General features: G+C 70.4%; 22 protein-coding genes and 1 riboswitch. Of the genes, 6 read left to right on the top strand and 16 right to left on the bottom strand.

Features of this window, described 5'->3' with window-relative positions; translation table 11 throughout:
- Position 1: 1 nt before the first annotated feature.
- The 4 genes from ACAZ03_RS15650 to ACAZ03_RS15635 all read right to left on the bottom strand — a co-directional run bounded on the left by ACAZ03_RS15650 (position 2) and on the right by ACAZ03_RS15635 (position 2,932).
- Positions 2-838, bottom strand: coding sequence for an NAD-dependent epimerase/dehydratase family protein (locus ACAZ03_RS15650; protein ID WP_373355047.1), 837 nt, complete (start codon positions 836-838; stop codon positions 2-4).
- 16 nt (positions 839-854) lie between these two features.
- Positions 855-2,027 (bottom strand): NAD(P)/FAD-dependent oxidoreductase, encoded by a 1,173-nt coding sequence (locus ACAZ03_RS15645; RefSeq protein WP_373355046.1) that lies wholly within the window; start codon positions 2,025-2,027, stop codon positions 855-857.
- Positions 2,028-2,198: 171 nt separating this feature from the next.
- A complete protein-coding gene (locus ACAZ03_RS15640; RefSeq protein ID WP_373355045.1) occupies positions 2,199-2,453 on the bottom strand; it encodes a GlsB/YeaQ/YmgE family stress response membrane protein in 255 nt (84 codons plus the stop codon).
- An 86-nt stretch (positions 2,454-2,539) separates the two neighbouring features.
- Positions 2,540-2,932 carry a rhodanese-like domain-containing protein gene (locus tag ACAZ03_RS15635; protein WP_373355044.1) on the bottom strand — a complete coding sequence of 131 codons (393 nt, stop codon included), beginning with the start codon at positions 2,930-2,932 and terminating at the stop codon, positions 2,540-2,542.
- A gap of 95 nt (positions 2,933-3,027) precedes the next feature.
- Between ACAZ03_RS15635 and ACAZ03_RS15630 the strand changes: the two genes are divergently transcribed.
- Together ACAZ03_RS15630 and dapE are read left to right on the top strand one after the other, a co-directional pair.
- Complete coding sequence (locus ACAZ03_RS15630) at positions 3,028-3,375, top strand: hypothetical protein (RefSeq protein ID WP_373355043.1); 348 nt, start codon at positions 3,028-3,030, stop codon at positions 3,373-3,375.
- Positions 3,368-4,522 (top strand): succinyl-diaminopimelate desuccinylase, encoded by a 1,155-nt coding sequence (gene dapE / locus ACAZ03_RS15625; protein WP_373355042.1) that lies wholly within the window; start codon positions 3,368-3,370, stop codon positions 4,520-4,522. Before ACAZ03_RS15630 ends, dapE begins: the two co-directional genes overlap by 8 nt.
- A gap of 312 nt (positions 4,523-4,834) precedes the next feature.
- Here dapE and metK read toward each other — a convergent pair whose 3' ends face one another.
- From metK to ACAZ03_RS15590, 7 genes are all read right to left on the bottom strand, one after another.
- Complete coding sequence (gene metK, locus ACAZ03_RS15620) at positions 4,835-6,016, bottom strand: methionine adenosyltransferase (protein WP_373355040.1); 1,182 nt, start codon at positions 6,014-6,016, stop codon at positions 4,835-4,837.
- A gap of 7 nt (positions 6,017-6,023) precedes the next feature.
- A riboswitch (SAM-SAH riboswitch) is annotated at positions 6,024-6,072 on the bottom strand.
- Positions 6,073-6,104: 32 nt separating this feature from the next.
- Positions 6,105-7,607 carry an apolipoprotein N-acyltransferase gene (lnt, locus tag ACAZ03_RS15615; protein WP_373357093.1) on the bottom strand — a complete coding sequence of 501 codons (1,503 nt, stop codon included), beginning with the start codon at positions 7,605-7,607 and terminating at the stop codon, positions 6,105-6,107.
- 103 nt (positions 7,608-7,710) lie between these two features.
- Complete coding sequence (locus tag ACAZ03_RS15610; RefSeq protein ID WP_373355038.1) at positions 7,711-8,592, bottom strand: transporter associated domain-containing protein; 882 nt, start codon at positions 8,590-8,592, stop codon at positions 7,711-7,713.
- A 27-nt stretch (positions 8,593-8,619) separates the two neighbouring features.
- Positions 8,620-9,111, bottom strand: a complete 492-nt coding sequence (ybeY, locus tag ACAZ03_RS15605) for an rRNA maturation RNase YbeY (protein WP_373355036.1) — start codon at positions 9,109-9,111, stop codon at positions 8,620-8,622.
- Positions 9,112-9,264: 153 nt separating this feature from the next.
- Positions 9,265-10,302 (bottom strand): PhoH family protein, encoded by a 1,038-nt coding sequence (locus ACAZ03_RS15600; protein ID WP_373355034.1) that lies wholly within the window; start codon positions 10,300-10,302, stop codon positions 9,265-9,267.
- A gap of 342 nt (positions 10,303-10,644) precedes the next feature.
- Positions 10,645-11,670 carry an L-threonine 3-dehydrogenase gene (gene tdh, locus ACAZ03_RS15595; protein WP_373357092.1) on the bottom strand — a complete coding sequence of 342 codons (1,026 nt, stop codon included), beginning with the start codon at positions 11,668-11,670 and terminating at the stop codon, positions 10,645-10,647.
- An 8-nt stretch (positions 11,671-11,678) separates the two neighbouring features.
- Positions 11,679-12,863: a glycine C-acetyltransferase gene (locus tag ACAZ03_RS15590; protein ID WP_373355033.1), complete on the bottom strand. Its 1,185-nt coding sequence runs from the start codon at positions 12,861-12,863 to the stop codon at positions 11,679-11,681.
- Between the two features lie 130 nt (positions 12,864-12,993).
- On the opposite strand from ACAZ03_RS15590, the gene ACAZ03_RS15585 reads away from it, so the two are divergent.
- The gene (locus ACAZ03_RS15585) at positions 12,994-13,350 is read left to right on the top strand and encodes a GFA family protein (RefSeq protein WP_373355032.1); all 357 of its coding nucleotides are present in this window, start codon (positions 12,994-12,996) and stop codon (positions 13,348-13,350) included.
- Positions 13,347-13,724: a GFA family protein gene (locus tag ACAZ03_RS15580; RefSeq protein WP_373355031.1), complete on the top strand. Its 378-nt coding sequence runs from the start codon at positions 13,347-13,349 to the stop codon at positions 13,722-13,724. Before ACAZ03_RS15585 ends, ACAZ03_RS15580 begins: the two co-directional genes overlap by 4 nt.
- A gap of 284 nt (positions 13,725-14,008) precedes the next feature.
- Here the strand turns inward: ACAZ03_RS15580 and ACAZ03_RS15575 are convergent, their stop codons facing one another.
- Complete coding sequence (locus ACAZ03_RS15575) at positions 14,009-14,485, bottom strand: GAF domain-containing protein (protein ID WP_373355029.1); 477 nt, start codon at positions 14,483-14,485, stop codon at positions 14,009-14,011.
- Positions 14,486-14,737: 252 nt separating this feature from the next.
- Between ACAZ03_RS15575 and ACAZ03_RS15570 the strand changes: the two genes are divergently transcribed.
- Entirely contained in the window at positions 14,738-16,312 is a 1,575-nt protein-coding gene (locus tag ACAZ03_RS15570) for a gamma-glutamyltransferase family protein (RefSeq protein ID WP_373355028.1), read from the top strand.
- A gap of 182 nt (positions 16,313-16,494) precedes the next feature.
- Here ACAZ03_RS15570 and hspQ read toward each other — a convergent pair whose 3' ends face one another.
- Positions 16,495-16,821 (bottom strand): heat shock protein HspQ, encoded by a 327-nt coding sequence (gene hspQ, locus ACAZ03_RS15565; RefSeq protein WP_373355027.1) that lies wholly within the window; start codon positions 16,819-16,821, stop codon positions 16,495-16,497.
- A 252-nt stretch (positions 16,822-17,073) separates the two neighbouring features.
- Between hspQ and ACAZ03_RS15560 the strand changes: the two genes are divergently transcribed.
- Positions 17,074-17,658 (top strand): transglycosylase SLT domain-containing protein, encoded by a 585-nt coding sequence (locus ACAZ03_RS15560; RefSeq protein ID WP_373355025.1) that lies wholly within the window; start codon positions 17,074-17,076, stop codon positions 17,656-17,658.
- A gap of 96 nt (positions 17,659-17,754) precedes the next feature.
- Here the strand turns inward: ACAZ03_RS15560 and ACAZ03_RS15555 are convergent, their stop codons facing one another.
- The 3 genes from ACAZ03_RS15555 to ACAZ03_RS15545 all read right to left on the bottom strand — a co-directional run bounded on the left by ACAZ03_RS15555 (position 17,755) and on the right by ACAZ03_RS15545 (position 20,442).
- Positions 17,755-18,372: an outer membrane lipoprotein carrier protein LolA gene (locus tag ACAZ03_RS15555; protein ID WP_373355023.1), complete on the bottom strand. Its 618-nt coding sequence runs from the start codon at positions 18,370-18,372 to the stop codon at positions 17,755-17,757.
- A 184-nt stretch (positions 18,373-18,556) separates the two neighbouring features.
- Positions 18,557-19,267: an arsenical resistance protein ArsH gene (arsH, locus tag ACAZ03_RS15550; RefSeq protein ID WP_373355021.1), complete on the bottom strand. Its 711-nt coding sequence runs from the start codon at positions 19,265-19,267 to the stop codon at positions 18,557-18,559.
- A gap of 62 nt (positions 19,268-19,329) precedes the next feature.
- Complete coding sequence (locus ACAZ03_RS15545; protein WP_373355020.1) at positions 19,330-20,442, bottom strand: 12-oxophytodienoate reductase; 1,113 nt, start codon at positions 20,440-20,442, stop codon at positions 19,330-19,332.
- Positions 20,443-20,584 lie beyond the last annotated feature (142 nt).

The raw sequence follows: 20,584 nt of genomic DNA, 5'->3' as shown, positions 1-20,584 counted from the left end.
CCTATTCCTCCCCCGCCGTCATCCGTTTGATGGCATCGACGCCGCTTTCGCCGAGGGGCACCTTGGCGAAGGGCCCGCCGAGCTTGGTCAGCCCCATGTCATGGGGGTCGACCGGCCCGGCCGTGGCCTCCAGCCGCTCGGCCCAGGCCTCGGCATCGTCCTCGGGCCGGTAGCCGAGGAAGGCGGCGGGGGCGTTCGAGACCGGGCAGCGCCGGTTGTTCGAGACGCCGAAGATCGTCGTGAAACCCACCACCGGCGCCTTGATCGAGGCCATGACCACCCGGCGGAGGTCGCCGTAGCTGAGCCAGGACCCGAGCGCGCGGATGTTTTGCGGCTCCGGCGTGCAGGTGAAGATGCGGATGGCGACGGCCTCGAGCCCGCGCTTTTCCCAGTACATCCGGCCCAGATCCTCGGCGAAGCACTTGGCGAGACCGTAGAACGTGTCGGGCCGGTGGGGCGTCGCGCAGTCGATCGTCGCCGTGGTGTCATGCATGCCCACGGCATGGATCGAGGAGGCGTAGATCACCCGCCGCACCCCGGCACGATGCGCCGCCTCCCAGACGTTGTAGGCGCCGAGGTAATTGGGGCCGAGCAGCTCCTCGAAGGGCTTTTCGTCCACCACCGCGCCGAAATGGACGACGAGGTCGGCGCCCTCGAGAAGCGGCGCCACCTCCTCCATCTTCGCGAGGTCGGCCTGCACCCAGGTCTCGTTGGGAAGAAGGGTGTCGGGGGCCGCGGCGATATCGGTGGAGAGGAGCTCGGCGGCGAGGCCGGCGAGCATCTCGCGCAGCTCCATGCCGAGATTGCCTCGGGCGCCGGTGAGGACGATCTTACGCATCAATAGGGTCCTTTGATCAGATGATCGCATCTTCCACGACCCGCGCGCCGGTGACCAGCCGCGAGACGTCGAGCGCCGAGAGGTCAAGCGTCTGCCAGCTTCCGGTGGTCAGAAGCTCGACGATCCCCCGGCCGATCCCGGCGGCCTGCTGCAACCCGTGGCCGGAGAAGCCGTTGGCGAAATAGAGGTTTTCCACGGCGGGATGCAGGCCGACGAGGGCGTTCTGGTCATGCGTGTTATAGGCGTAATGCCCCGTCCAGTGGCGGAGCGGACGGAGGCTCTCGAAGGCGGGGATGCGCGTGGCGAGGGCGGGCCAGAGCCGCTCTTCCCAGAGGTCGGGGGCCATCGAGAAATCGTCGGGCGCGGCGGGAAGGTCATCCTCCGGCGCGCAGCCGATCATGAAATGCGGGCCGTCCTGACGGACGTGAAAGCCCGAGGGGTCGATGGTGAGGGGGAGCTTCGCGGCGAGCGGGGCGGCGGCGAAGGTGAAGGTGTGGCGGCGCCGGGGCTCGACGGGCAGGGCGATGCCCGCCCAGCCGGCGACCTCCGCCGCACGGGGCCCCGCGGCGTTGAGAACGGCGCCAGCGGCGATCTCCGTCCCGTCCGCGAGCGTGACGGCGGTAAGGCGGGGGCCGGTCTGGCGAAAGCCGGTCGCGGTCGCCTGGCGCCACTCCGCCCCCATCTCGCGCGAGCGGCGGCGGAAGCTGGAAAAGAGCGCCGAGCCGTCGAAATAGCCCTCGCCCCGCGTGCCGTGGCTGCCGAGGACGAGCCCGTCCAGCACCATCCAGGGAAAGCGCTCCGCCATCTGCTCGGGGGTGAGGAGCTCCGTCGCTGCGCCGAGGCCATTCTGGAGCGCGGCGCGGGCGCGCAGGCGCTCGGCGCCCGCCTCGGTGGAGGCGAGGTAGAGATAGCCGAACGGGTCGAGCGCGGGGGGCGGGGCATCCTCCTCCATCACCTCGGCGAAGTTGGCGAGAAGGGCGAGGGTGGCCTGCGAGAGGCGGATGTTCACCTCCGTGCCGAACTGCAGGCGGATGCAGGAATTCGTATGCGTGGTGGAGGCGAAGGCGTAGCTCGGGTCGCGCTCGAGGACGAGGACGGAGAGCCCGGCCCGCGCCTTCATCGCCCAGAAGGCCGCGGCCGCGCCCATCATGCCGCCGCCGATGATGACGAGATCGTAGGAGGGGCGCATGGGGACTCCGCGGCTGGACCGGGGGGAGCCTAGGGCGGGGTCGGGAGAGAGGGAAGGGGGGGGGCGGCTCGGCCCGCCCTGCCGGGCGGGCTCGCGGCATCAGGCAGGGGCCGGACATGCAAAACCGGGCGGAGTTGCCTCCACCCGGCTTTGCACATTCATGTCGTCTCGTCAGGCCTTGCGGCGGAACAGACGGCCGACGGCGATGAGGATGCAGGCGCCGACGAATCCGATGATCAGCTGGCCGATCCAGCCGCCGAGCGTCGAATCGACGAGCGCGAACAGGATGGCGTTCAGCACCAGTGCGCCGACGATGCCGAGGATGATGTTCATCAGAACACCCATCTCGGACTTCATGAATTGTTCAGCGAGCCAGCCGGCGAGGCCCCCGATGATGATGGCTGCGAACCAACCGATCCCGGTCATGTCGATCCCTCCAAGGGTCTAGATTCCATGGCCCCGGTCCTCCGGTGCCTGAAGCGTTAACGAATTCGAGAGCATAGGGTTCCGCTTCAGGATCTCCTAACCTTTTCGGCGAGGGGCCCGCCGGCCGCCTTCCAGCCCGTGAAGCCGTCCTCGATATGGCTGACGCCGGGCAGCCCCATCTCCTGCGCCGTCTGGGCCGCCAGCGCCGAGCGCCAGCCGGAGGCGCAATAGAAGACGAAGGCGCCGCCTTGCTGGAAGACCTCCTTCGCATAGGGGCTTTCGAGGTCGATCCAGAATTCCAGCATCCCCCGCGGGCAGTGGAATGCGCCGGGGATCATCCCCTCGCGCTCCAACTCGCGGATGTCGCGGAGGTCGACGAAGGTCACCCCCGCCTCGCCATGCCGCGCCAACATCTCCGCCGCCGGCGCATGGGCGACCGCCCGGTTCGCCGCCGCCACCATCTCGCTCACCCGCTTCATGACTGGCCCTCCCTCGATAGAACGATAGCCTCCCCCGCGCCGGTTGACACGCCCCCGGGGCCCGGCCACCTAGACGGCAGCAAAAGGACGAGGCGATGGCGAAGGAAGCGAAGGATGGCGCACGGCGCCAGCAGGTCTACACGCTGCTCGTCGAGGTCGGCCGCAAGGCCGGCGACGGGCTGCCGGAGGGCGCGACCGGCGCGGCGCTGATGCTCTATGCCTCCGGCATCGACGAGGCCGAGGCGGTGCGCGAGAGCGTGGCGATCCTCAAGCAGGCCGACATGGCGCCGCTTGACGTCTCCGGCTACGGCACGCTGGAGGAGCGGCTGGCCGAGGGCCATGACATCCCGGAGGAGGAGCGGGCGCTGATGGAGCGGGCGCTTGCCGAGAATGCCGTGATCGTTGCCCAGATGACCCCCTTCTTCGAGGATGAAGATGACTGAGCCCGCCCCCGTCGACCCCGTCGCCCTCACCGCCGCGCTGATCCGCTGCCCCTCCGTCACGCCGGTGGAGGCGGGGGCGATCCGGCTGCTGCATGAGCTTCTCGAGGGTGCCGGCTTCGAATGCCACCGGGTCGACCGGGGCGAGACGCCGAACCTCTATGCCCGCTGGGGCGCCAAGGGCGCCGCGAAGACCTTCGGCTTCAACGGCCATACCGATGTCGTGCCGCCGGGCGACGATGCGCTCTGGTCGGTGCCGCCCTTCTCCGGCGAGGTGAAGGACGGCGAGATCTGGGGCCGCGGCGCGGCGGACATGAAGAGCGGCGTCGCCGCCTTCGCCGCGGCGGCGGTGGATTTCGTGCGGGCCACGCCGCCCGACGGCGCCGTGGTGCTGGCGATCACCGGCGACGAGGAGGGCGACGGCGGCGACGGAACCCCGGCGCTGCTCGACTGGATGGCGGCGGAGGGCGAGCGGCTCGACCTCTGCCTCGTCGGCGAGCCGACCTGCCCGGAGCGGCTCGGCGACACGATCAAGATCGGCCGCCGCGGCTCGATGAACGCCCATGTGACGGTGACCGGCCGGCAGGGCCATTCTGCCTATCCCCACCGGGCGCTGAACCCGCTTCCGGCGCTGGCGGCGCTGGCCTCGCGGCTGGCGGCGGCGGAGCTGGACCAGGGCTCGGAGCATTTCGACGCGACGACGCTGGCGCTGACCTCGATCGACACCGGCAACACGGCCACCAACGTCATCCCCGGCGCGGCGCGGCTGGTCTTGAACATCCGTTTCAACGACCACCACAGCGGCGCGAGCCTCTCCGATTGGCTGAGGGCCGAGGCAGCGGCGGTGGCGGAGGAGTTCGGCGTAGGGGTCGACCTGCGGCTGACGATCTCGGGCGAGAGCTTCATCACCCCGCCCGGCCGGCTCTCCGACCTCGTCTCGGGCGCGGTGGAGGCGGTCACCGGGGTGCGCCCCGAGCTATCTACCACCGGCGGCACGTCCGATGCGCGCTTCATGCGCGCCCATTGCCCGGTCGTCGAATTCGGCCTCGTCGGGCAGACGATGCATCAGGCGGACGAGCGGGTGAAGACGGCCGATATCGAGGGACTGAAGGCGGTCTACCGGCGCGTGCTGGAGGATTACTTCGGCTGACGGCGGAGCGGGCCCCGTAGGGCGGGTTTCAGCTCGCCACCCCCTCGCCCAAGAGGCCCCACGGTGCCGCGCAGGGCGAGCGCCGGCCCCGGGGGTTGGCGCCCCTCCGGCGGATCGGCGCACTTTATGGTGCAACCCCGCCCTCGCTCTCAGGCTGCGCCCGGCCCAACCAGAGCGCCAGCCCGCGGGACGGGCCGGCGCTCGCCCTGGGCCGTGCCGGCGCGTACCGGGCGGGGCTCAGCAGAGGCGTTGCGCAGCGGTGGGTTGAAAACCCACCCTACGCCTGGGGCCAAGCGTGGAGCGGGCGCCCCTTTAGAGCGCCGCCTTCAGCGCCTCGCCGAGGTCCGTCCGCTCCCAGGAGAACCCGCCATCCTCGTCCGGCGCGCGGCCGAAATGCCCGTAGGCGGCGGTGCGCTGGTAGATGGGCTTGTTCAGTTCCAGATGCGTGCGGATGCCCTGCGGCGTCAGGTCCATCGCCTTGCCGATGGCGCGCTCGATGGCGGCGGGGTCTACCTCCGCCGTGCCTTGCGTGTCGACATAGATCGACAGGGGCTTGGCGATGCCGATGGCGTAGGAGAGCTGGATGAGGCAGCGCTCGGCTAGCCCCGCCGCCACGACGTTCTTCGCCAGATACCGGGCGGCATAGGCGGCCGAGCGGTCGACCTTGGTCGGGTCCTTGCCCGAGAAGGCGCCGCCGCCATGGGGCGCCGCGCCGCCATAGGTGTCGACGATGATCTTGCGGCCCGTGAGCCCGGCGTCGCCGTCGGGGCCGCCGATCACGAAGGTGCCCGTCGGGTTCACCCACCATTCGGTCTTGTCCGTCAGCCAGCCCTCGGGGAGCACCTCGCGGATGTAGGGCTCGACGATGGCGCGGATGTCGGCGCTCGTCTGGCTCTCGTCGGCATGCTGGGTCGACAGCACGATCGAGGTCACGCCCACCGGCTTGCCGCCCTCGTAGCGCAGCGACAGCTGCGACTTGGCATCGGGGCGGAGCGTCGGCGCCTCGCCGGACTTCCGCGCCTCGGCCAGCCGCCTCAGGATCGCATGGGCGTAGAGGATCGGCGCCGGCATCAGCTCCGGCGTTTCGTTCGTCGCGAAGCCGAACATGATGCCCTGATCGCCCGCACCCTCGGCCTTGTCGCCGGCGGCGTTCACCCCTTGGGCGATATGCGCGGATTGCTCGTGGAGGAGGTTGGTGACCTCCACCGTCTCCCAGTGAAACTTGTCCTGCTCGTAGCCGATGTCGCGGATGCAGGCGCGGGCGATGTCGGGGATCGCCTCCATGTAGCGGTGCAGCTTGGCCTGATCGCGCAGGCCAATTTCGCCGCCGATCACCACGCGGTTGGTGGTGGCGAAGGTCTCGCAGGCGACGCGCGCCTCGGGCTCCTCGGCCAGGAGGGCGTCGAGCACGGCATCGGAGATGCGGTCGCAGACCTTGTCCGGATGCCCCTCGGAGACGGATTCCGAGGTGAAGATATAGTTGTTTCTGGCCATTGGGGAGCGCTCCATTGAAATCCTGCCGCCACGCCAGGAAGCCGTTGTGGCGACGATCGCTACTGGCTAGCTCCGCCCCGGGGGAGCGTCAACCGCGAAACCTGCGGCTGGTGAGCGCGGGGATAACGAGCAGGAGCAGCGTCAGCGCACCTGCCGGAAAATCGCCCAGTGCCATGTAGATGGTGGAGGGCCGCGCCTCCGGCAGGGCGGCGTCGAGCGCGCCGGTCACGCCGAGCGGCAGGCTCGCCGTCACCCGCCCGCGCGCGTCGATCATCGCCGAGATGCCGGTGTTGGCGGCGCGGATCATCGGCAGGCCGGTCTCGATGGCCCGCAGCCGCGCCTGGGCCAGATGCTGCTTCGGCCCCGCCCCCGGCCCGAACCAGGCGTCGTTGGTGACGAGAAGGAGCGCCCGCGGCCGCTCCGGCGCGGCGCGGATCCCGGCGCGCACCTCCTCGGCGAAGATCCCCTCGTAGCAGATGAGCGGCAGCACCTCTCCGAAGGCGGGCAGCGTGATCGCCCGCGCGCCCGGCCCGGCGGAAAAGCCGCCGCCCTCGCCCGCCGCGAGCCCGTGGAGCCCGAAGCGGCCGAGCAGCTCGCCGAAGGGCATGTATTCGCCGAAGGGCACCAGATGCGCCTTGTCGTAAAGGCTCGTGACCTCGCCGGCCGGCGTCAGCGCGATCAGCGAATTGTAGAAGCGCCTGCCGTCGGCATGGAGGATCCCGGTGACGAGCGGCGCCCCGCGCGCCGCCTCCGCCATCTCGGGCAGAAGGTTTGCGCTGTCCTCCAGCCACCAGGGCATGGCCGTCTCCGGCCAGACGACGAGCGCGGGGGAGGGGCTGTCCGCCCCGCCGGCGGAAAGCGCGAGGAGCCGGCGGTAGAAGACCTCCGGCTGCCGCCACTTCTCGGCCTGGGGCGCGTTGGGCTGAACGATGCGGATGAGCGGGCCGTCAGCGGGGGCCGGGTTTCTCGGGTCGAGGATCGGCCAGGCGATGCCGAGCGCGAGGGCCGGCAGGGCGGCGAGCCAGGGCCGCCGGCCGGGGAGGAGCCCGGCGAGCAGGGCGGCAAGGCCCAGCGTCAGCAGCGTCAGCGCATGCGGGCCGACCACCGCTGCAATCTGCGCAAGCGGCGTGCCCGCCCAGATATGGCCGAGGAGCGCCCAGGGCAGGCCGGTGAAAAGGAAAGACCGCGCGAGTTCGGCCAGCGCGAGCCCGCCGGCGAGGGCGCCGAGCCGCGTCCAGCGCCCCGCCCCCGGGGCGGCGAGCCGGGCGGCCCAGATGCCGACGGCCCAGAAGAGCGCCCCGCCGAGCGCCATGAAGAAGAGGCCGAAAGGCGCAATCCAGCCGTAGATCTCGGGCTCGACGAGGAAGGGATGCACGATCCAGTGCATCGCGACGGCGAAATAGCCGAAGCCGAGCGCCAGCCCCCAGCCGAAGCCCCGCCCGCGGAAGAGGCCCCTCCGCCCGCTGGGCGCCGCCTCGCCCAGCCAGAAGGCCAGGGCCAGCGCCACCAGCGTCAGCGGCCAGAGCCCCCAGGGCGCCTGCCCGAGCGCCATGAGCGCCCCGAGCGCGATCAGCGCCGCCGGCCGGGCCATCCGCCTCACGCCGCTCTCTCGCTTCTCTCCAGATACCCGCGGGGGAAGTCGGCCCCGAGGGGCCGACGGGGGGCAACGCCCCCCTCCACCCTTTCGCAGGGGCTCATTCGGCGGGGACCGGCCTCAGCCGCACCCTCAGCCGCTTGATCCGCCGCGGGTCGGCGTCGATCACCTCGAATTCCGGCCCGTCGGGATGGCGCACCACCTCGCCCCGCGCCGGGACATGACCGGCGAGCATGAAGACGAGGCCGCCGAGCGTGTCGACCTCCTCCTCGTCCACCTCTTCGTGCTCGGTCAGCGACACGCCCGTCGCCTCCTCGAAATCGTCGAGCTCGGTCTTGGCCTGCGCCAGCCAGACGCCGGGCCGCTCCTGCACGAAGCTGTCGGCCTCGTCGACGTCATGCTCGTCCTCGATCTCGCCGACGACCTGCTCGATGAGGTCCTCGATGGTGACGAGCCCGTCGGTGCCGCCGTATTCGTCTATGACCAGCGCCATGTGGATGCGTTCGGCCTGCATCTTGGTCAGAAGCACCCCGAGCGGCATCGAGGGCGGCACGAAAAGCAAGGGCCGCACCAGCTCGCGCAGGTCGAACGCGGCGGAGCCATTGGCGCCGAAGCCGTGCTTCAGCGCGAAATCCTTGAGGTTCACGAGACCGATGGGCGTGTCCAGCGTGCCCTCGAAGACGGGCAGGCGGGTCAGGCCGCTGTCGCGGAACACCTGCACCAGCTCGTCCTGAGCGATGGTCACCGGCACGGCCGTGATCTCTGCCGTGGGCAGGGAGACATCGTTGACGCGCAGGCGCCTCAGGTTGCCGAGCCCCGGCACCGGCTGGGCCGGGGCGGTCTCGGGCGGGCCGTCATCCTCGCCAGCCTCCGGCGGGCCGAAGGCTTCGATGATCCGGGAGAAAAGTCCCTGCCTCGGTTGAGGAGGCTCCGCGTCTTCGCCCTCTTCCCCGGGCTGGGGGCTCTCGTGCGTCACTGTCATCTCGCAAGAATTGGCGGGCCTCGCCCGTCACACCTCCAGCTCATATGGGTTCGGCAGCCCCATCTTGTCCAGTATCTCGACCTCGAGACCTTCCATGAGCGCGGCATCCGCGTCGCTTTCATGGTCGAAACCCAGCAAATGCAGGGTCCCGTGGACAATCAGATGGCTGACATGGGCCGCAAAGGGGCGGCCCGCGGCCTCCGCCTCGCCCGCGCAGGTCTCGTAGGCCAGCGCGATATCGCCGAGTTCGCTCGCGCCGGAGGGCAGGGCGGGCATGGCGCCGGGGGCCGCCGCGCCCCTTTCCTCCGACGGCCAGGAGAGGACGTTGGTCGGGCGTGGCTTGCCGCGGAAATCGGCATTGAGGGCGGCGATGCGAACGTCGGAACAGGCGAGAAGCGCCACCTCGCAGCCCTTCGGCAGGCCGAGCCGGGCGCGGACGGCGCGCGTGGCGGCCTTGGCGAGGGCGTCGAGGCCCAAGGGCTCCCAGCGGTCGTCCTCGATGAGGCAATCGACGATCACGGGCGGGGCTCCGGGCACTGATCGGAGCGGCGGCGCTGTGGCAGGCGGCGGAGGGGGGCTGTCTGCTCCCCGCTGGCTCCGCCAGCCCCGCCTAGGATTTCCGCGAGGATTTCCGGGAGCAAAGACAGGGGGGCGCGCGCGAGAGGGGAGGGGTCAGCCGCCGGCATCTGCGTCATAGGCCTCGATGATCGCCGCGACGAGCGGGTGGCGCACCACGTCCTTCGAGGTGAAGTAGTTGAAGCTGATCGCCGGGATGCCCTTCAGGAGCCGCTCGGCATCCGCCAGCCCCGAGGGCATGCCCCGCGGCAGGTCGATCTGCGTGCGGTCGCCGGTGATGACCATGCGGCTGCCCTCGCCGAGCCGGGTGAGGAACATCTTCATCTGCATGGTCGTGGCGTTCTGCGCCTCGTCGAGCACGACGAAGGCGCGGGAAAGGGTGCGGCCGCGCATGAAGGCGAGCGGGGCGATCTCGATCACCTTCTCCTCCATCATCTTCTGCACCTGCTTGCCGGGCAGGAAGTCGTTCAGCGCGTCGTAGAGCGGCTGCATGTAGGGGTCGACCTTCTCCTTCATGTCGCCGGGCAGGTAGCCCAGCTTCTCGCCCGCCTCGACGGCGGGGCGGGAGAGGAGGATGCGGTCGACATGGCCGGTGAGGAACATCGACACGCCCACGGCGACGGCCAGATAGGTCTTGCCTGTCCCGGCGGGGCCGATGCCGAAGGCCAGCTCGTGCTGGAAGAGCGAGCGGACATAGGCCTTCTGCGCTTCGGTCCGCGGCTCGACGAGTTTGCGGCGCGTCTTGATCTCGATCCGCTGGCCGTTCTCGCCGAAGAGGTCCGACTGGCCGGGCAGCGGCTGGCTGCGGGGCGCGGGCGGGGCGCTTTCGGGCCCGCCCATGCGCAGCTCGCGGTCGAGATCGCCGGGCGCGATGCCGCGGCCCTGCTCGAGCCGGTGATAGAGCGCGGCAAGGACGCGCTCGGCGCTGCGCTGGGCGTCTTCCTCGCCATGGATCTCCAGCCGGTTGCCGCGGCGCAGGATCTGCACCTCGAGCCGTTCCTCAAGCTCGGCGAGATTGCGGTCATGCTCGCCGCACAGGTCGATCAGAAGAAAGTTGTCCGGAAACTCAAGGATGGCGGGCGGGGGAAGAATCGACACCAAAAACGAAGGCTCCCTGGCTGGTCCCTGACCCATGCTTGCAAGAAGCGCTGGCCGGCGCAAGCGCGCATTCCCGTGAGGGGGGCGAGCGGGGCAGAACGGTGCCGCGCAGGGCGGGCGCCGGCCCGGGGGTTGGCGCTCCTGCCGGTTGGACGGGGCGCTTTATGGTGCAGCCAGCCTCCCAGCCCGCAGCGGCGCGCTACACCTCGGAGCGCCAGCCCGCGGGACGGGCCGGCGCTCGCCCTGCGCCGTGCCGGCGCGTACCGGGCGGGGGCACAACACGACCGGTGCGTCCGAGGTGGGTTGAAAACCCACCCTACGCGGGTGGAAGGGGCGAGCGCCGCCAAAGCGTAGGGTGGGTTTTCAACCCACCGCCGCTCACCTCCAGTCGAGCACCACCTTGCCCGAGGCCCCGCCGCGCATCTCTGCAAACCCCGCCTCGAACTCCGCCGCCTTGAAGCGGTGGGTGATGACCGCGCGCACGTCGAGCCCGTTCTCCAGCATCGCCAGCATCTTGTACCAGGTCTCGAAAATCTCGCGGCCGTAGACGCCCTTGATGGTGATCGCCTTGAAGACGATGCGGCTCCAGTCGACCGGGCTCTTGCCCGGCGGGATGCCGAGCAACGCGATGCGGCCCCCCATCACCAGGCTCTCGACCATCTGGTCGAGCGCCCGCTGGTTGCCGCTCATCTCGAGCCCGACGTCGAAGCCCTGCTTCATCTTGAGGCGCGAGATCACCTCGCCGAGGTCCTCCTCGGCGACGTTGACCGGCACGACATCGGCGACCTTGGCGGCCAACTCCAGCCGCGCCGGGTTCACATCCGTCACCACCACATGCCGGGCGCCCACATGCCGCGCCACCGCCGCCGCCATGATGCCGATCGGCCCGGCGCCGGTGACGAGCACGTCCTCGCCCACGAGGTCGAAGCTCAGAGCCGTGTGGACGGCATTGCCGAGCGGATCGAGGATCGCGCCGATCTCGTCATCCACCGCGTCGGGCAGCGGCACGACGTTGAAGGCGGGCAGGCGCAGGTATTCCGCGAAGGCGCCCTGCTCGTTCACCCCAATGCCCCGCGTCGCGGGATCGAGGTGGAACTTGCCGGCCCGGCTCTGGCGGGAGGTCTTGCCGATCAGATGCCCCTCGCCGGAGACCCTTTGGCCCAGCTGCAGCCCCTCGACATCCCGCCCCAGCTCGACGATCTCGCCGGCGAATTCGTGGCCGGTGACCAGCGGCACCGGCACGGTCTTCGCGGCCCATTCGTCCCAGTTCCAGATATGCACGTCGGTGCCGCAGATGCCGGTCTTGTTGATGCGGATCAGCACATCGTCCGGCCCGATCTCCGGCACCGGGCGGCGCTCCATCCAGAGCCCGGGCTCGGGGCGCGCCTTCACCAGCGCCTGCATCTCGTTGCTCATCGGATGGCTCCCACCGCCCGGCCCGCCTCGCGGAAGGCGCCGAGCGCCGTGTCGAGGTCGCCTTTCGTCAGCGCGGCGTTCATCTGCGTGCGGATCCGCGCCTTGCCCTTCGGCACGACCGGATAGAAGAAGCCCGAGACATAGACGCCGAGCTCGCCGAGCTTCGCCGCCATCGCCTGCGCCTTCGGCGCCTCGTGGAGCATGACTGGCACGATCGGGTGCTCGCCGGGCAGGAGGTCGAAGCCCGCCTCCGCCAGCCCCGCCCGCCAGTAGGCGGTGTTCTCGGTGAGCTGGGCGCGGAGGTCGTCGCCCTTCTCCGCCATGTCGATGGCCACGAGCGCCGCGGCGCAGATCGCCGGCGGCAGGGCGTTGGAGAAGAGGTAGGGCCGCGCCCGCTGGCGCAGGAGGTCGATCACCGCCTGCGGCCCGGCGATATAACCGCCGATGGCGCCGCCGAGGGCCTTGCCGAGCGTGCCGGTGATGACGTCGGCCCTGATGCCGGCCCGCTCCGGCGTGCCGGCGCCGGTCGCGCCGATGAAGCCGGTCGCGTGGCAATCGTCGACCATCACGAGGGCCTCGTATTTGTCGGCCAGCGCCCGGATGGCGCCGAGCTCGGCGAAATAGCCATCCATCGAGAACACACCGTCGGTGGCGATCATGATGTGGCGGGCGCCGGCGGCGCGGGCCTCCTTCAGCTTGGCCTCGAGGTCTTCCATGTCGGAATTGGCGAACCGGTAGCGCTGCGCCTTGCAGAGCCGGATGCCGTCGATGATCGAGGCGTGGTTGAGGCTGTCGGAGATCACCGCATCCTCCGGCCCAAGGAGCGGCTCGAAGAGCGCGCCGTTGGCATCGAAGCAGGCGGCGAAGAGGATGGCGTCGTCATGGCCGAGCCATTTCGCCAGCCGCGCCTCAAGGGTCCGGTGAATCTCCGCCGTGCCGCAGATGAACCTCACCGACGCCATCCCGAAGCCCATCGGCTCCAGCGCGTCCCTTGCCGCGGCCTTCAGGGCCGGATGATCGGCCAGCCCGAGATAATTGTTGGCGCAGAGGTTGATGACCTCGCGCCCCGCCACCTGCACCCGCGCGCCCTGGGGCGAGGCGAGCGGCCGCTCTTCCTTCCACAGCCCTTCGGCGCGGATGTCGGCGAGGCGGGCGTCGATGTCATCGAGAAAACGGCTCATGGGGCCTCCGGGCTCGGGATTGGAATAGGCCCAATGTAGGGTCTCGGGCGGCGGGCGCCCAGACATAGCGGATGGACCCGGCACGGCGCCCATGGTTTCCTCGCGCCCGATGCAGCAAAAGGACCTGCCGATGCTCATAGCCTCCTGCCTATGCGGCGCCGTCCGCTTCGAGATGGACCGCCCCGCCGGCGCCATCACCGCCTGCCATTGCACGCAATGCCGCAAGCTCTCGGGTCATTTCGCCGCCAGCTTCGATGCCGCGCCGGAGGAGATCCGCTGGACCGGCGCGGAGGGCATCGTCACGCACGAGCTGCCCTCCGGCGCCGCGCGCGGCTTCTGCGGCACCTGCGGCTCGAAGATCTGGTTTCGGAGCGCGGACGGGGCGTGGAGCTATGAGGCCGGCCTCATCGACGGCGCCTCCGGGGGGCATCTGGGCGAGCATATCTATCTGGAGGACAAGGGCGATTACTACGAGGTGACGGCATGAAGGGCGCCTGTCTCTGCGGTGCAGTCGGCTTCGAGGTGGCGCCGGAAGTGGCGGCCGGGATCACCGCCGCCGCCGCCTGCCATTGCGGCCAGTGCCGCAAGCAATCGGGCCATGTCTGGGCCTCGTTCAACGCCCCGCGGGAGGCGCTGACGATCACCGGCAGCCCGCGCTGGTACCAGTCGAGCGCTCATGCACGGCGCGGCTTCTGCCCGGGCTGCGGCGCGTTCCTATTCTGGGAGGAGGCGGGCAATCCGGAGATCTCCGTCTCCGCCGGCGCTTTGGAGGCTCCGACCGGGCTCACCCTCACGCGCCATATCTTCACGGCGGACAAGGGCGACTACTACGAGATCGACGACGGCGTGCCGCAGTCGTAGGGGGCCTCCCCGCCACGATCCGCGAGCCCGCCCGTCAGAGTGGGCCGAGCAAGTCCAGACCGCGCCGCGCAGGGCGAGCGCCGGCCCGGGGGTTGGCGCTCCCCCGGCTGTGCGGCGCGCTTTATGGTGCAGCCACTCCCCCGCCCTGAGGCCGGGCCCAGCTTCACCAGAGCGCCAGCCCGCGGGACGGGCCGGCGCTCGCCCTGCGCCGTGCCGGCGCGCACCGGGCGAGGGCGCCGCATCACCGTCGCGCCAGCGGTGGGTTGAAAACCCACCCTACGCCCTCAGAGCCGCCCGAACACCTGAGCGAGGATCGCCGCCAGCCCCTCCGCATCGGCCTCGTCGAAGGCCGCCGGCTGGTTGCTGTCGATGTCGAGGACGCCGATGAGCGCCCCCGCCTGGTCCCACACCGGCAGCACGATCTCCGACCGTGTGCTCGACGAGCAGGCGATATGCCCCGGGAAGGCATCCACGTCGTCCACGATCTGCACGCGCCCCTCGCGCGCTGCCGCGCCGCAGACGCCGCGGGCGAAGGGGATGACGAGGCAGCCGTGGCCGCCCTGATAGGGGCCGATCTTCATCATTTCCGGCGCCACTACCCGGTAGAAGCCCGTCCAGTCGAAGCGCGAATCGGCATGGTGCAACTCCGAGGCGAGCGTCGCCATCAGCGCCACCGAATCGTCCTCGCCCTCCGTCAGGGCGGCGATCGTGCGGGCGAGCTCTGCGAAATCGGCCCGGGTCTCGGGGGCGATTGTTTCCATATGGCGGCTCCTGCGGCGCCAAGGGCCGCATTGTTGCGGCAAGGGCGCCAGGCGACATGAACATGCCTTGCTTGTTCCACGAGGGCGCCCGGCGCAAGGGTCAGAACAGGTTTCGTAGCTGCATGGCTTCTCCCGGCGTCGCGTGCGAACAGCCCCCACCCAGTTGCGTGGCGCCGGGATCTTCCAGCCGCTTCCCCCTTTCCCCTTCCGCGAAATCCACCCATCCTCGCCGCGTTGCTGAGGAGGCTGTCGATGCGTGATTTTCACCTGCCCGGGCGGTCGCCCGTCTATGCCGCCGGCGGCGCCGTCGCGACCTCGCACCCGCTCGCCGCCTCCGTGGGCCTCGCCCGGCTGCAGGCCGGCGGCAATGCGGTGGATGCGGCGCTGGCCATGGCGGCGATCCTGGGGATCTGCGAGCCGCAGATGTGCGGGCTCGGCGGCGACATGTTCGCGCTGGTGGCGGAGCCCGGAAAGCCCGTCGTGGCGCTCAACGGCTCCGGCCGCGCGCCCGCCGGCCTCTCCGCCGCGGCCATGCGTGCGGCGGGGCACGAGACGGTGCCGGTTGCCGGCGTCGAGGCGGTCACCGTGCCCGGCGCCGTCGACGGCTTCTGCCGCCTCTCGGGCCGCTACGGCCGGACGCCTCTCGCCGAGATCTTCGCCCCCGCGATCCACTATGCCGAGACCGGCGTGCCCGTCGCGCCCCGCGTCGCCTTCGACATGCCGGACGCGCATGAGCGGCTCCAGGGCGCGGCCCTCGGCTTCTATTCCGACGGCGGCGCGCCCTTGCGCGCCCGCCAGATCTTCCGCGCGCCCATGCAGGCCGAGCTCCTCCGCCGCATCGCCGCGGAGGGGCGCTCGGCCTTCTACGAGGGCGAGGTCGCGGCCGATATGGTGGCCTCCCTCCGCGCCCTCGGCGGCACGCATACCGCGGCGGATTTCGCCGCCACCGAGGCGAGCTGGGGGGCGCCCGTCAGCGGCAGCTACCGCGGCACCGAGCTGATCGAGCATCCGCCGAACGGCCAGGGCGCGACGGCGATCCTCCTCGCGAACATCCTCGGCCAGTTCGACATCGCCGCGCTCGACCCCTTCGGCGCCGCGCGGGTCCATCTGGAGGCCGAGGCCACCAAGCTCGCCTATGACGCCCGCGACCGGATCGTCGCCGACCCCGACCACACGGCCCGCCTCGCCCATATGCTGGCGCCCGAGACGGCGGCGCGGCTGGCGGGGCTGATCTCTCCGCAGGCCGTTCTGCCGCCGGCTCTTCCCGGCGCCGAGGCCATCCACCGCGATACGGTCTACCTGACCGTCTTCGACGAGGGCCGCATGGCCGTCTCGCTGATCTATTCGATCTACCACGGCTTCGGCTCCGGCCTCGCCTCCGACAGGTTCGGCGTGCTCTTCCAGAACCGCGGCGCCGGTTTCACGCTCGAAGAGGGCCACCCGAACGAGGCCGCCGGCGGCAAGCGCCCGATGCACACGATCATCCCCGGCATGCTCGCCGAGGGCGGTGAGGTCACCGGCAGCTTCGGCGTCATGGGCGGGGCCTACCAGCCCGTCGGCCATGCGCGCGTCCTGTCCAACCTCAGGGATTTCGGCATGTCGCCGCAGGAGGCGCTCGACGCCCCCCGCAGCTTCCAGCGCAAGGACGTGCTCGAGGTCGAGCGCGGCTATACGCCAGAGGTCCGCGCCGCCCTCGCCGATCTCGGCCATGAGGTCGAGGTGCCGGACGAGCCGCTCGGCGGCGCCCAGATGATCCTCCTCGGCAAGGACGGCCTTCTCGAGGCGGCCTCCGACCCCAGGAAAGATGGCGTCGCCCTCGGCTACTGACCCTCTTTCCCCAATGTCTTTGCTCCCGGGCATCCTCGGGGGGAGTCGGCCTTCAAGGCCGACGGGGGGCAGGCAGCCCCCCGGGCGCCCTCGCCGCGCGCGGAACGCCCGGATCGACGCTCACCCGCGCCACCGGGCCCAAAATTCTTCTCGAAAAATTTCTGCCCCGGCGCCCCGAGGCGTCAGTTGAGCTGGACCTGCAGCGGGTAGGAGCCGTCCTCGAACGGGCCGAAGAGATCGGGCAGGTCCGGATGGTCCACCGGCTCGCCGGAGTAGTCGGCGATCAGGTTCTGCTCGCTGACATATGCGACGTAATAGCTCTGATCGTTCTCGGCGAGGAGGTGATAGAAGGGCTGGTCTTTCGCCGGGCGGGCCTCTTCGGGAATGGCCTCGTACCATTCCTCGGTATTGGCGAATTCCGGATCGACATCGAACACCACCCCTCGGAAGGGGTGCTTCCGGTGCCGGACGATCTGTCCCAGGTGATATTTGGCGCGCGTTGCTAACATGATCCAGCCTGCCCCAGCCATAGGCCGCCGGGCCCGGCGCGTCCATGGGGGAGGCGGCGGAAGGCCGGAAACAGTGTGTGACGGCGCATCCTACAGTGACCCTTGGCAGGGCCACCGGCGGCACCGTGCGGGGCCTCTCGCCCCGGCTCGTCAGCACTTTTGCGCGGAGCCGGACTCTCGGAGTTCCCTCCGGCGGCCCTTTGCGCTATCCTCTTCTGAAAAACACCATTCGCCGAAAAGAGCGAGAGGCAGATGAGCAGAGTTTTACGCGCTTTGGCGCTGCTGGTGCTGGTTGCAGCATGCGGCAGCCGCAATTACGAGGCGCCTCGTGAACTGGACGACGCTTGCGCGATCGTTCAGCAGCATCCCTCCTACCTGAGGGCCTTCCGCGCGACGCAGCGGGAGTGGGGCGTGCCGGTGGCCGTGCAGATGGCCATCATCTATCAGGAGAGCAAGTTCATTGGGAATGCCCGCACGCCGCACCAGTTCGTGCTCGGCGTCATCCCGGTCGGACGGCAGAGCTCCGCCTATGGCTATGCTCAGGCCCTCGACGGGACCTGGGAGGAATACCAGAGGGCGGAGGGCGGCTTCCGGGCGCGGCGCGACGACATTCGCGACGCCACGGATTTCATGGGCTGGTACATGGCCCAGACCTTCCGCGAGCTCGGCATTCCGCTCGACGACACCCGCAACCAGTATCTCGCCTATCACGAGGGCCGCTCGGGCTATGCCCGCGGCTCCTACAGGTCGAAATCCTGGCTGGTGCGGATCGCGGGGCAGCTCGAGGCACGGGCGCTGATGTATCACGCCCAGCTCGGGGCCTGCCGGCGGCTGTGACGCCGCCGGCGTCGGGTTAAGCCCGCCGCCCGCCTAGCGCGGGCGGCAGGTTCACGTCCGGCAGTTTCGCGTCCGGCGGGCTCACGCCCGGCCGGCTCAGTTCCAGTTGGACGTCTCGGCGCGGATGTTGAACAGCCCTTCGGCGATCTGCATCCCCGTCGCGAGGTTGTTGAGGATCACGGTCGTCTGCGTGCCGGCATTGTCGGTCACGACCCATTGGCGCAGCTCGACGGGATTCGCCGAGAAGACCATCTGGATCGAGCCGTAATCCGGGTGATCCGGGTCCTGCGCGGTGACCGTGGTCGTGGAGCCGTCGCTCGTGTGGCCCGTGACCATGTTGGCCCGGGTGAAATCCACATTGGCGGCGAGGATGATCGACAGGGGCGTCTGGTTCAGCGGGTAGCGCTCGGGGTTCTCGTTCGACCGCCGGTCGAAGATCGCGACCGAGCCGCCGCCGGCCATCACGAGGCTGTCCTCCGGCGGGTCGTATTCGAACCGCACCCGTCCGGGCCGCTTGATGTAGATCGTCCCGGTCGAGATCGTGCCGTCGGCATTCACCTGCGTGAAGCCGCCCTGCGCGGTCTGAAGCTGGTTGAGATAGGCGGAGATCTCCGCAAGGCCCAGGGCCTGGGCCTGGGCAGCGCCCGGCAGGACGGCCGGCGCAAGGGCCAGGGCGAGCGGCAGGGCGAAAAGGGCACGGCGGGTTCTGTCCATCTTGGTCCTCATGACTTCGGGGCGAGGGAGTAGCCCGGGATATGGGTCCACCCTTGGCGAAAGCAAAGCGATAACCAATAACAGGGCCGTGGTATCCATCGGCGCCGGCATGACGCCGCGGCGGGGCGGGAGCCGCCCTCCGGCCCGCCCGCGCGCGCCCGGGCGAGGGCCGCGCGGCAGGGCCTCAGGTGGCATTCACCCGGGCGATCAGCGCGGCGCCATCCTCCACCCGCTCCGAATAGCGGTCGGTCAGGTAGTCCTTGGCGTCGCGCGTCAAGAGGGTGAACTTCACCAGCTCCTCCATCACGTCGACGATCCTGTCGTAGAAGGGGGAGGGCTTCATCCGCCCGTCCTCGCCGAATTGCTGGAAGGCCTTCGGCACGGAGGATTGGTTGGGGATCGTCAGGCAGCGCATCCACCGGCCGAGGATGCGCATCTGGTTGACGGCGTTGAAGCTCTGCGAGCCGCCGGAGACCTGCATGACCGCCAGCGTCTTGCCCTGCGTCGGCCGGACGGCGCCCAATGTCAGCGGAATCCAGTCGATCTGCGCCTTCATGATGCCGGTCATGGCGCCGTGCCGCTCGGGGCTCGACCAGACCATCCCCTCGCTCCAGGTGACGGCCTCGCGCAGCTCCGCCACCTTCGGGTGATCGGCCGGCGCGTCGTCGGGCAGGGGCAGGCCGGAGGGGTTGTAGAGCCGCGTCTCGGCCCCGAGACGGGCGAGAATCCGCGCCGCCTCCTCCGCCGCCAGCCGCGAATAGCTGCGTTTGCGGAGCGAGCCGTAGAGCAGCAGGATGCGCGGCGGGTCGCTGCGCCGGGGTCCCGCCAGCGAAGCGAGGTCGGGCGGCGGCAGATGCGCGGGGTGGAGGGCGGGCATGTCGTCCGGATCGCTCATGGGGCTCCCTATCTCGCGGCGGCGGGGGAGGGAAGGCGGGTGCCTCCCCCCCAACCGGTTCCTCAGGCCAGCTCGGCCAGTGCCGCGGGGCTGAAGTCCGCCAGCGCCGCCTCGTTGCCGGCCTTCACCTTGGCGGCCCAGTCCGGGTCGGCGAGCAGCGCCCGGCCGACGGCGATGAGGTCGAACTCCTCGGCCTCCATCCGCCGCACCAGCCCGTCGAGCGCCGTCTTCTGCGCCGCCGCCCCGCCGAAGGAGGCGAGGAAGTCGGCGCCGCTCAGCCCGACCGAGCCGACGCTGATCGTCGCCGCGCCGGTGAGCTTCTTCGCCCAGCCGGCGAAGTTCAGCCCCTCCTCGCCGTCGAGCTCGGGGAATTCCGGCTCCCAGAAGCGGCGCTGCGAGCAATGGAGGATGTCGACACCGGCCTCGACGAGCGGCAGGAGCCAGTCGGTCATCTCCTCGGGCGTCTCGGCGAGGCGGGCCTTGTAATCCTGCTGCTTCCACTGGCTGACACGGAGCGACAGCGGCAGCTCCGGCCCCACGGCCGCGCGCACGGCGGCCACGACCTCGGCCGCGAAGCGCGAACGCTCGCGGATCGTGGCGCCGCCCCAGCGGTCCTCCCGAAGGTTGGTGCCGGGCCAGAAGAACTGGTCGATCAGGTAGCCATGGGCCCCGTGCAGCTCGACGAGGTCGAAGCCGAGCGCCTTCGCCTCGGCGGCCGCGCGGGCGAAGGCGGCGATCGTGTCGGCGATGTCCTCCTCGCTCATCTCGCGCCCGCGCGGCGTGTCGGGGCCGAGAAGGGCGGAGGGGCTCTCCACCGGCGCCTCCGGCTCCCAGTCGCCGCCGCGGGTGGAGCCGGTGTGCCAGATCTGCGGCCCCATGGCGCCGCCGGCGGCATGCACGCCGTCGATCACGGCCTTCCAGCCGCCGAGCGCCGCGTCGCCGTGGAAGAAGGGGATCCCCGGCAGGTTGCGCGAGGCGGGCCGGTCGATGACCGTGCCTTCGGAGAGGATCAGCCCGACCTCCCCCTCGGCCCGCCGCCGGTAATAGGCGGCGTTCGGCGCGCCCGGGATGCCCTCCGGCGCCATGCCGCGCGTCATGGGCGCCATGACGATGCGGTTGCGGAGCCTGAGCGATTTCAGGGCGAAGGGGCGGAACAGGCTGTCGGTCTGCGGCACGGGGGGAGTCCTCTGCGATGGGGTGTCGCGGAGGGAGGTAGGGACCGCCAAACCGGTCTGCAATGCAACCGGTTCGGATTTCATACCGGCTGACGTGACGGCGCGAGCCGCCGCACCATCCGTGCTACGGCGCCTCGCGAGC

This window comes from Pseudoroseicyclus sp. CXY001 (assembly GCF_041714655.1).
GTDB lineage: Bacteria > Pseudomonadota > Alphaproteobacteria > Rhodobacterales > Rhodobacteraceae > Pseudoroseicyclus_A.
This window is presented reverse-complemented; position numbering and strand designations above follow the sequence as displayed.

What these genes read in the sequence shown, in the direction of transcription:
- ACAZ03_RS15650 (WP_373355047.1), bottom strand. Translation starts at nt 838, where the DNA reads ATGCGTAAGATCGTCCTCACCGGCGCCCGAGGCAATCTCGGCATGGAG.
- ACAZ03_RS15645 (WP_373355046.1), bottom strand. Translation starts at nt 2,027, where the DNA reads ATGCGCCCCTCCTACGATCTCGTCATCATCGGCGGCGGCATGATGGGC.
- ACAZ03_RS15640 (WP_373355045.1), bottom strand. Translation starts at nt 2,453, where the DNA reads ATGACCGGGATCGGTTGGTTCGCAGCCATCATCATCGGGGGCCTCGCC.
- ACAZ03_RS15635 (WP_373355044.1), bottom strand. Translation starts at nt 2,932, where the DNA reads ATGAAGCGGGTGAGCGAGATGGTGGCGGCGGCGAACCGGGCGGTCGCC.
- ACAZ03_RS15630 (WP_373355043.1), top strand. Translation starts at nt 3,028, where the DNA reads ATGGCGAAGGAAGCGAAGGATGGCGCACGGCGCCAGCAGGTCTACACG.
- dapE (WP_373355042.1), top strand. Translation starts at nt 3,368, where the DNA reads ATGACTGAGCCCGCCCCCGTCGACCCCGTCGCCCTCACCGCCGCGCTG.
- metK (WP_373355040.1), bottom strand. Translation starts at nt 6,016, where the DNA reads ATGGCCAGAAACAACTATATCTTCACCTCGGAATCCGTCTCCGAGGGG.
- lnt (WP_373357093.1), bottom strand. Translation starts at nt 7,607, where the DNA reads ATGGCCCGGCCGGCGGCGCTGATCGCGCTCGGGGCGCTCATGGCGCTC.
- ACAZ03_RS15610 (WP_373355038.1), bottom strand. Translation starts at nt 8,592, where the DNA reads ATGACAGTGACGCACGAGAGCCCCCAGCCCGGGGAAGAGGGCGAAGAC.
- ACAZ03_RS15600 (WP_373355034.1), bottom strand. Translation starts at nt 10,302, where the DNA reads ATGGGTCAGGGACCAGCCAGGGAGCCTTCGTTTTTGGTGTCGATTCTT.
- tdh (WP_373357092.1), bottom strand. Translation starts at nt 11,670, where the DNA reads ATGCAGGCGCTGGTGAAGGCGCGCCCCGAGCCCGGGCTCTGGATGGAG.
- ACAZ03_RS15590 (WP_373355033.1), bottom strand. Translation starts at nt 12,863, where the DNA reads ATGAGCCGTTTTCTCGATGACATCGACGCCCGCCTCGCCGACATCCGC.
- ACAZ03_RS15585 (WP_373355032.1), top strand. Translation starts at nt 12,994, where the DNA reads ATGCTCATAGCCTCCTGCCTATGCGGCGCCGTCCGCTTCGAGATGGAC.
- ACAZ03_RS15580 (WP_373355031.1), top strand. Translation starts at nt 13,347, where the DNA reads ATGAAGGGCGCCTGTCTCTGCGGTGCAGTCGGCTTCGAGGTGGCGCCG.
- ACAZ03_RS15575 (WP_373355029.1), bottom strand. Translation starts at nt 14,485, where the DNA reads ATGGAAACAATCGCCCCCGAGACCCGGGCCGATTTCGCAGAGCTCGCC.
- ACAZ03_RS15570 (WP_373355028.1), top strand. Translation starts at nt 14,738, where the DNA reads ATGCGTGATTTTCACCTGCCCGGGCGGTCGCCCGTCTATGCCGCCGGC.
- hspQ (WP_373355027.1), bottom strand. Translation starts at nt 16,821, where the DNA reads ATGTTAGCAACGCGCGCCAAATATCACCTGGGACAGATCGTCCGGCAC.
- ACAZ03_RS15560 (WP_373355025.1), top strand. Translation starts at nt 17,074, where the DNA reads ATGAGCAGAGTTTTACGCGCTTTGGCGCTGCTGGTGCTGGTTGCAGCA.
- ACAZ03_RS15555 (WP_373355023.1), bottom strand. Translation starts at nt 18,372, where the DNA reads ATGGACAGAACCCGCCGTGCCCTTTTCGCCCTGCCGCTCGCCCTGGCC.
- arsH (WP_373355021.1), bottom strand. Translation starts at nt 19,267, where the DNA reads ATGAGCGATCCGGACGACATGCCCGCCCTCCACCCCGCGCATCTGCCG.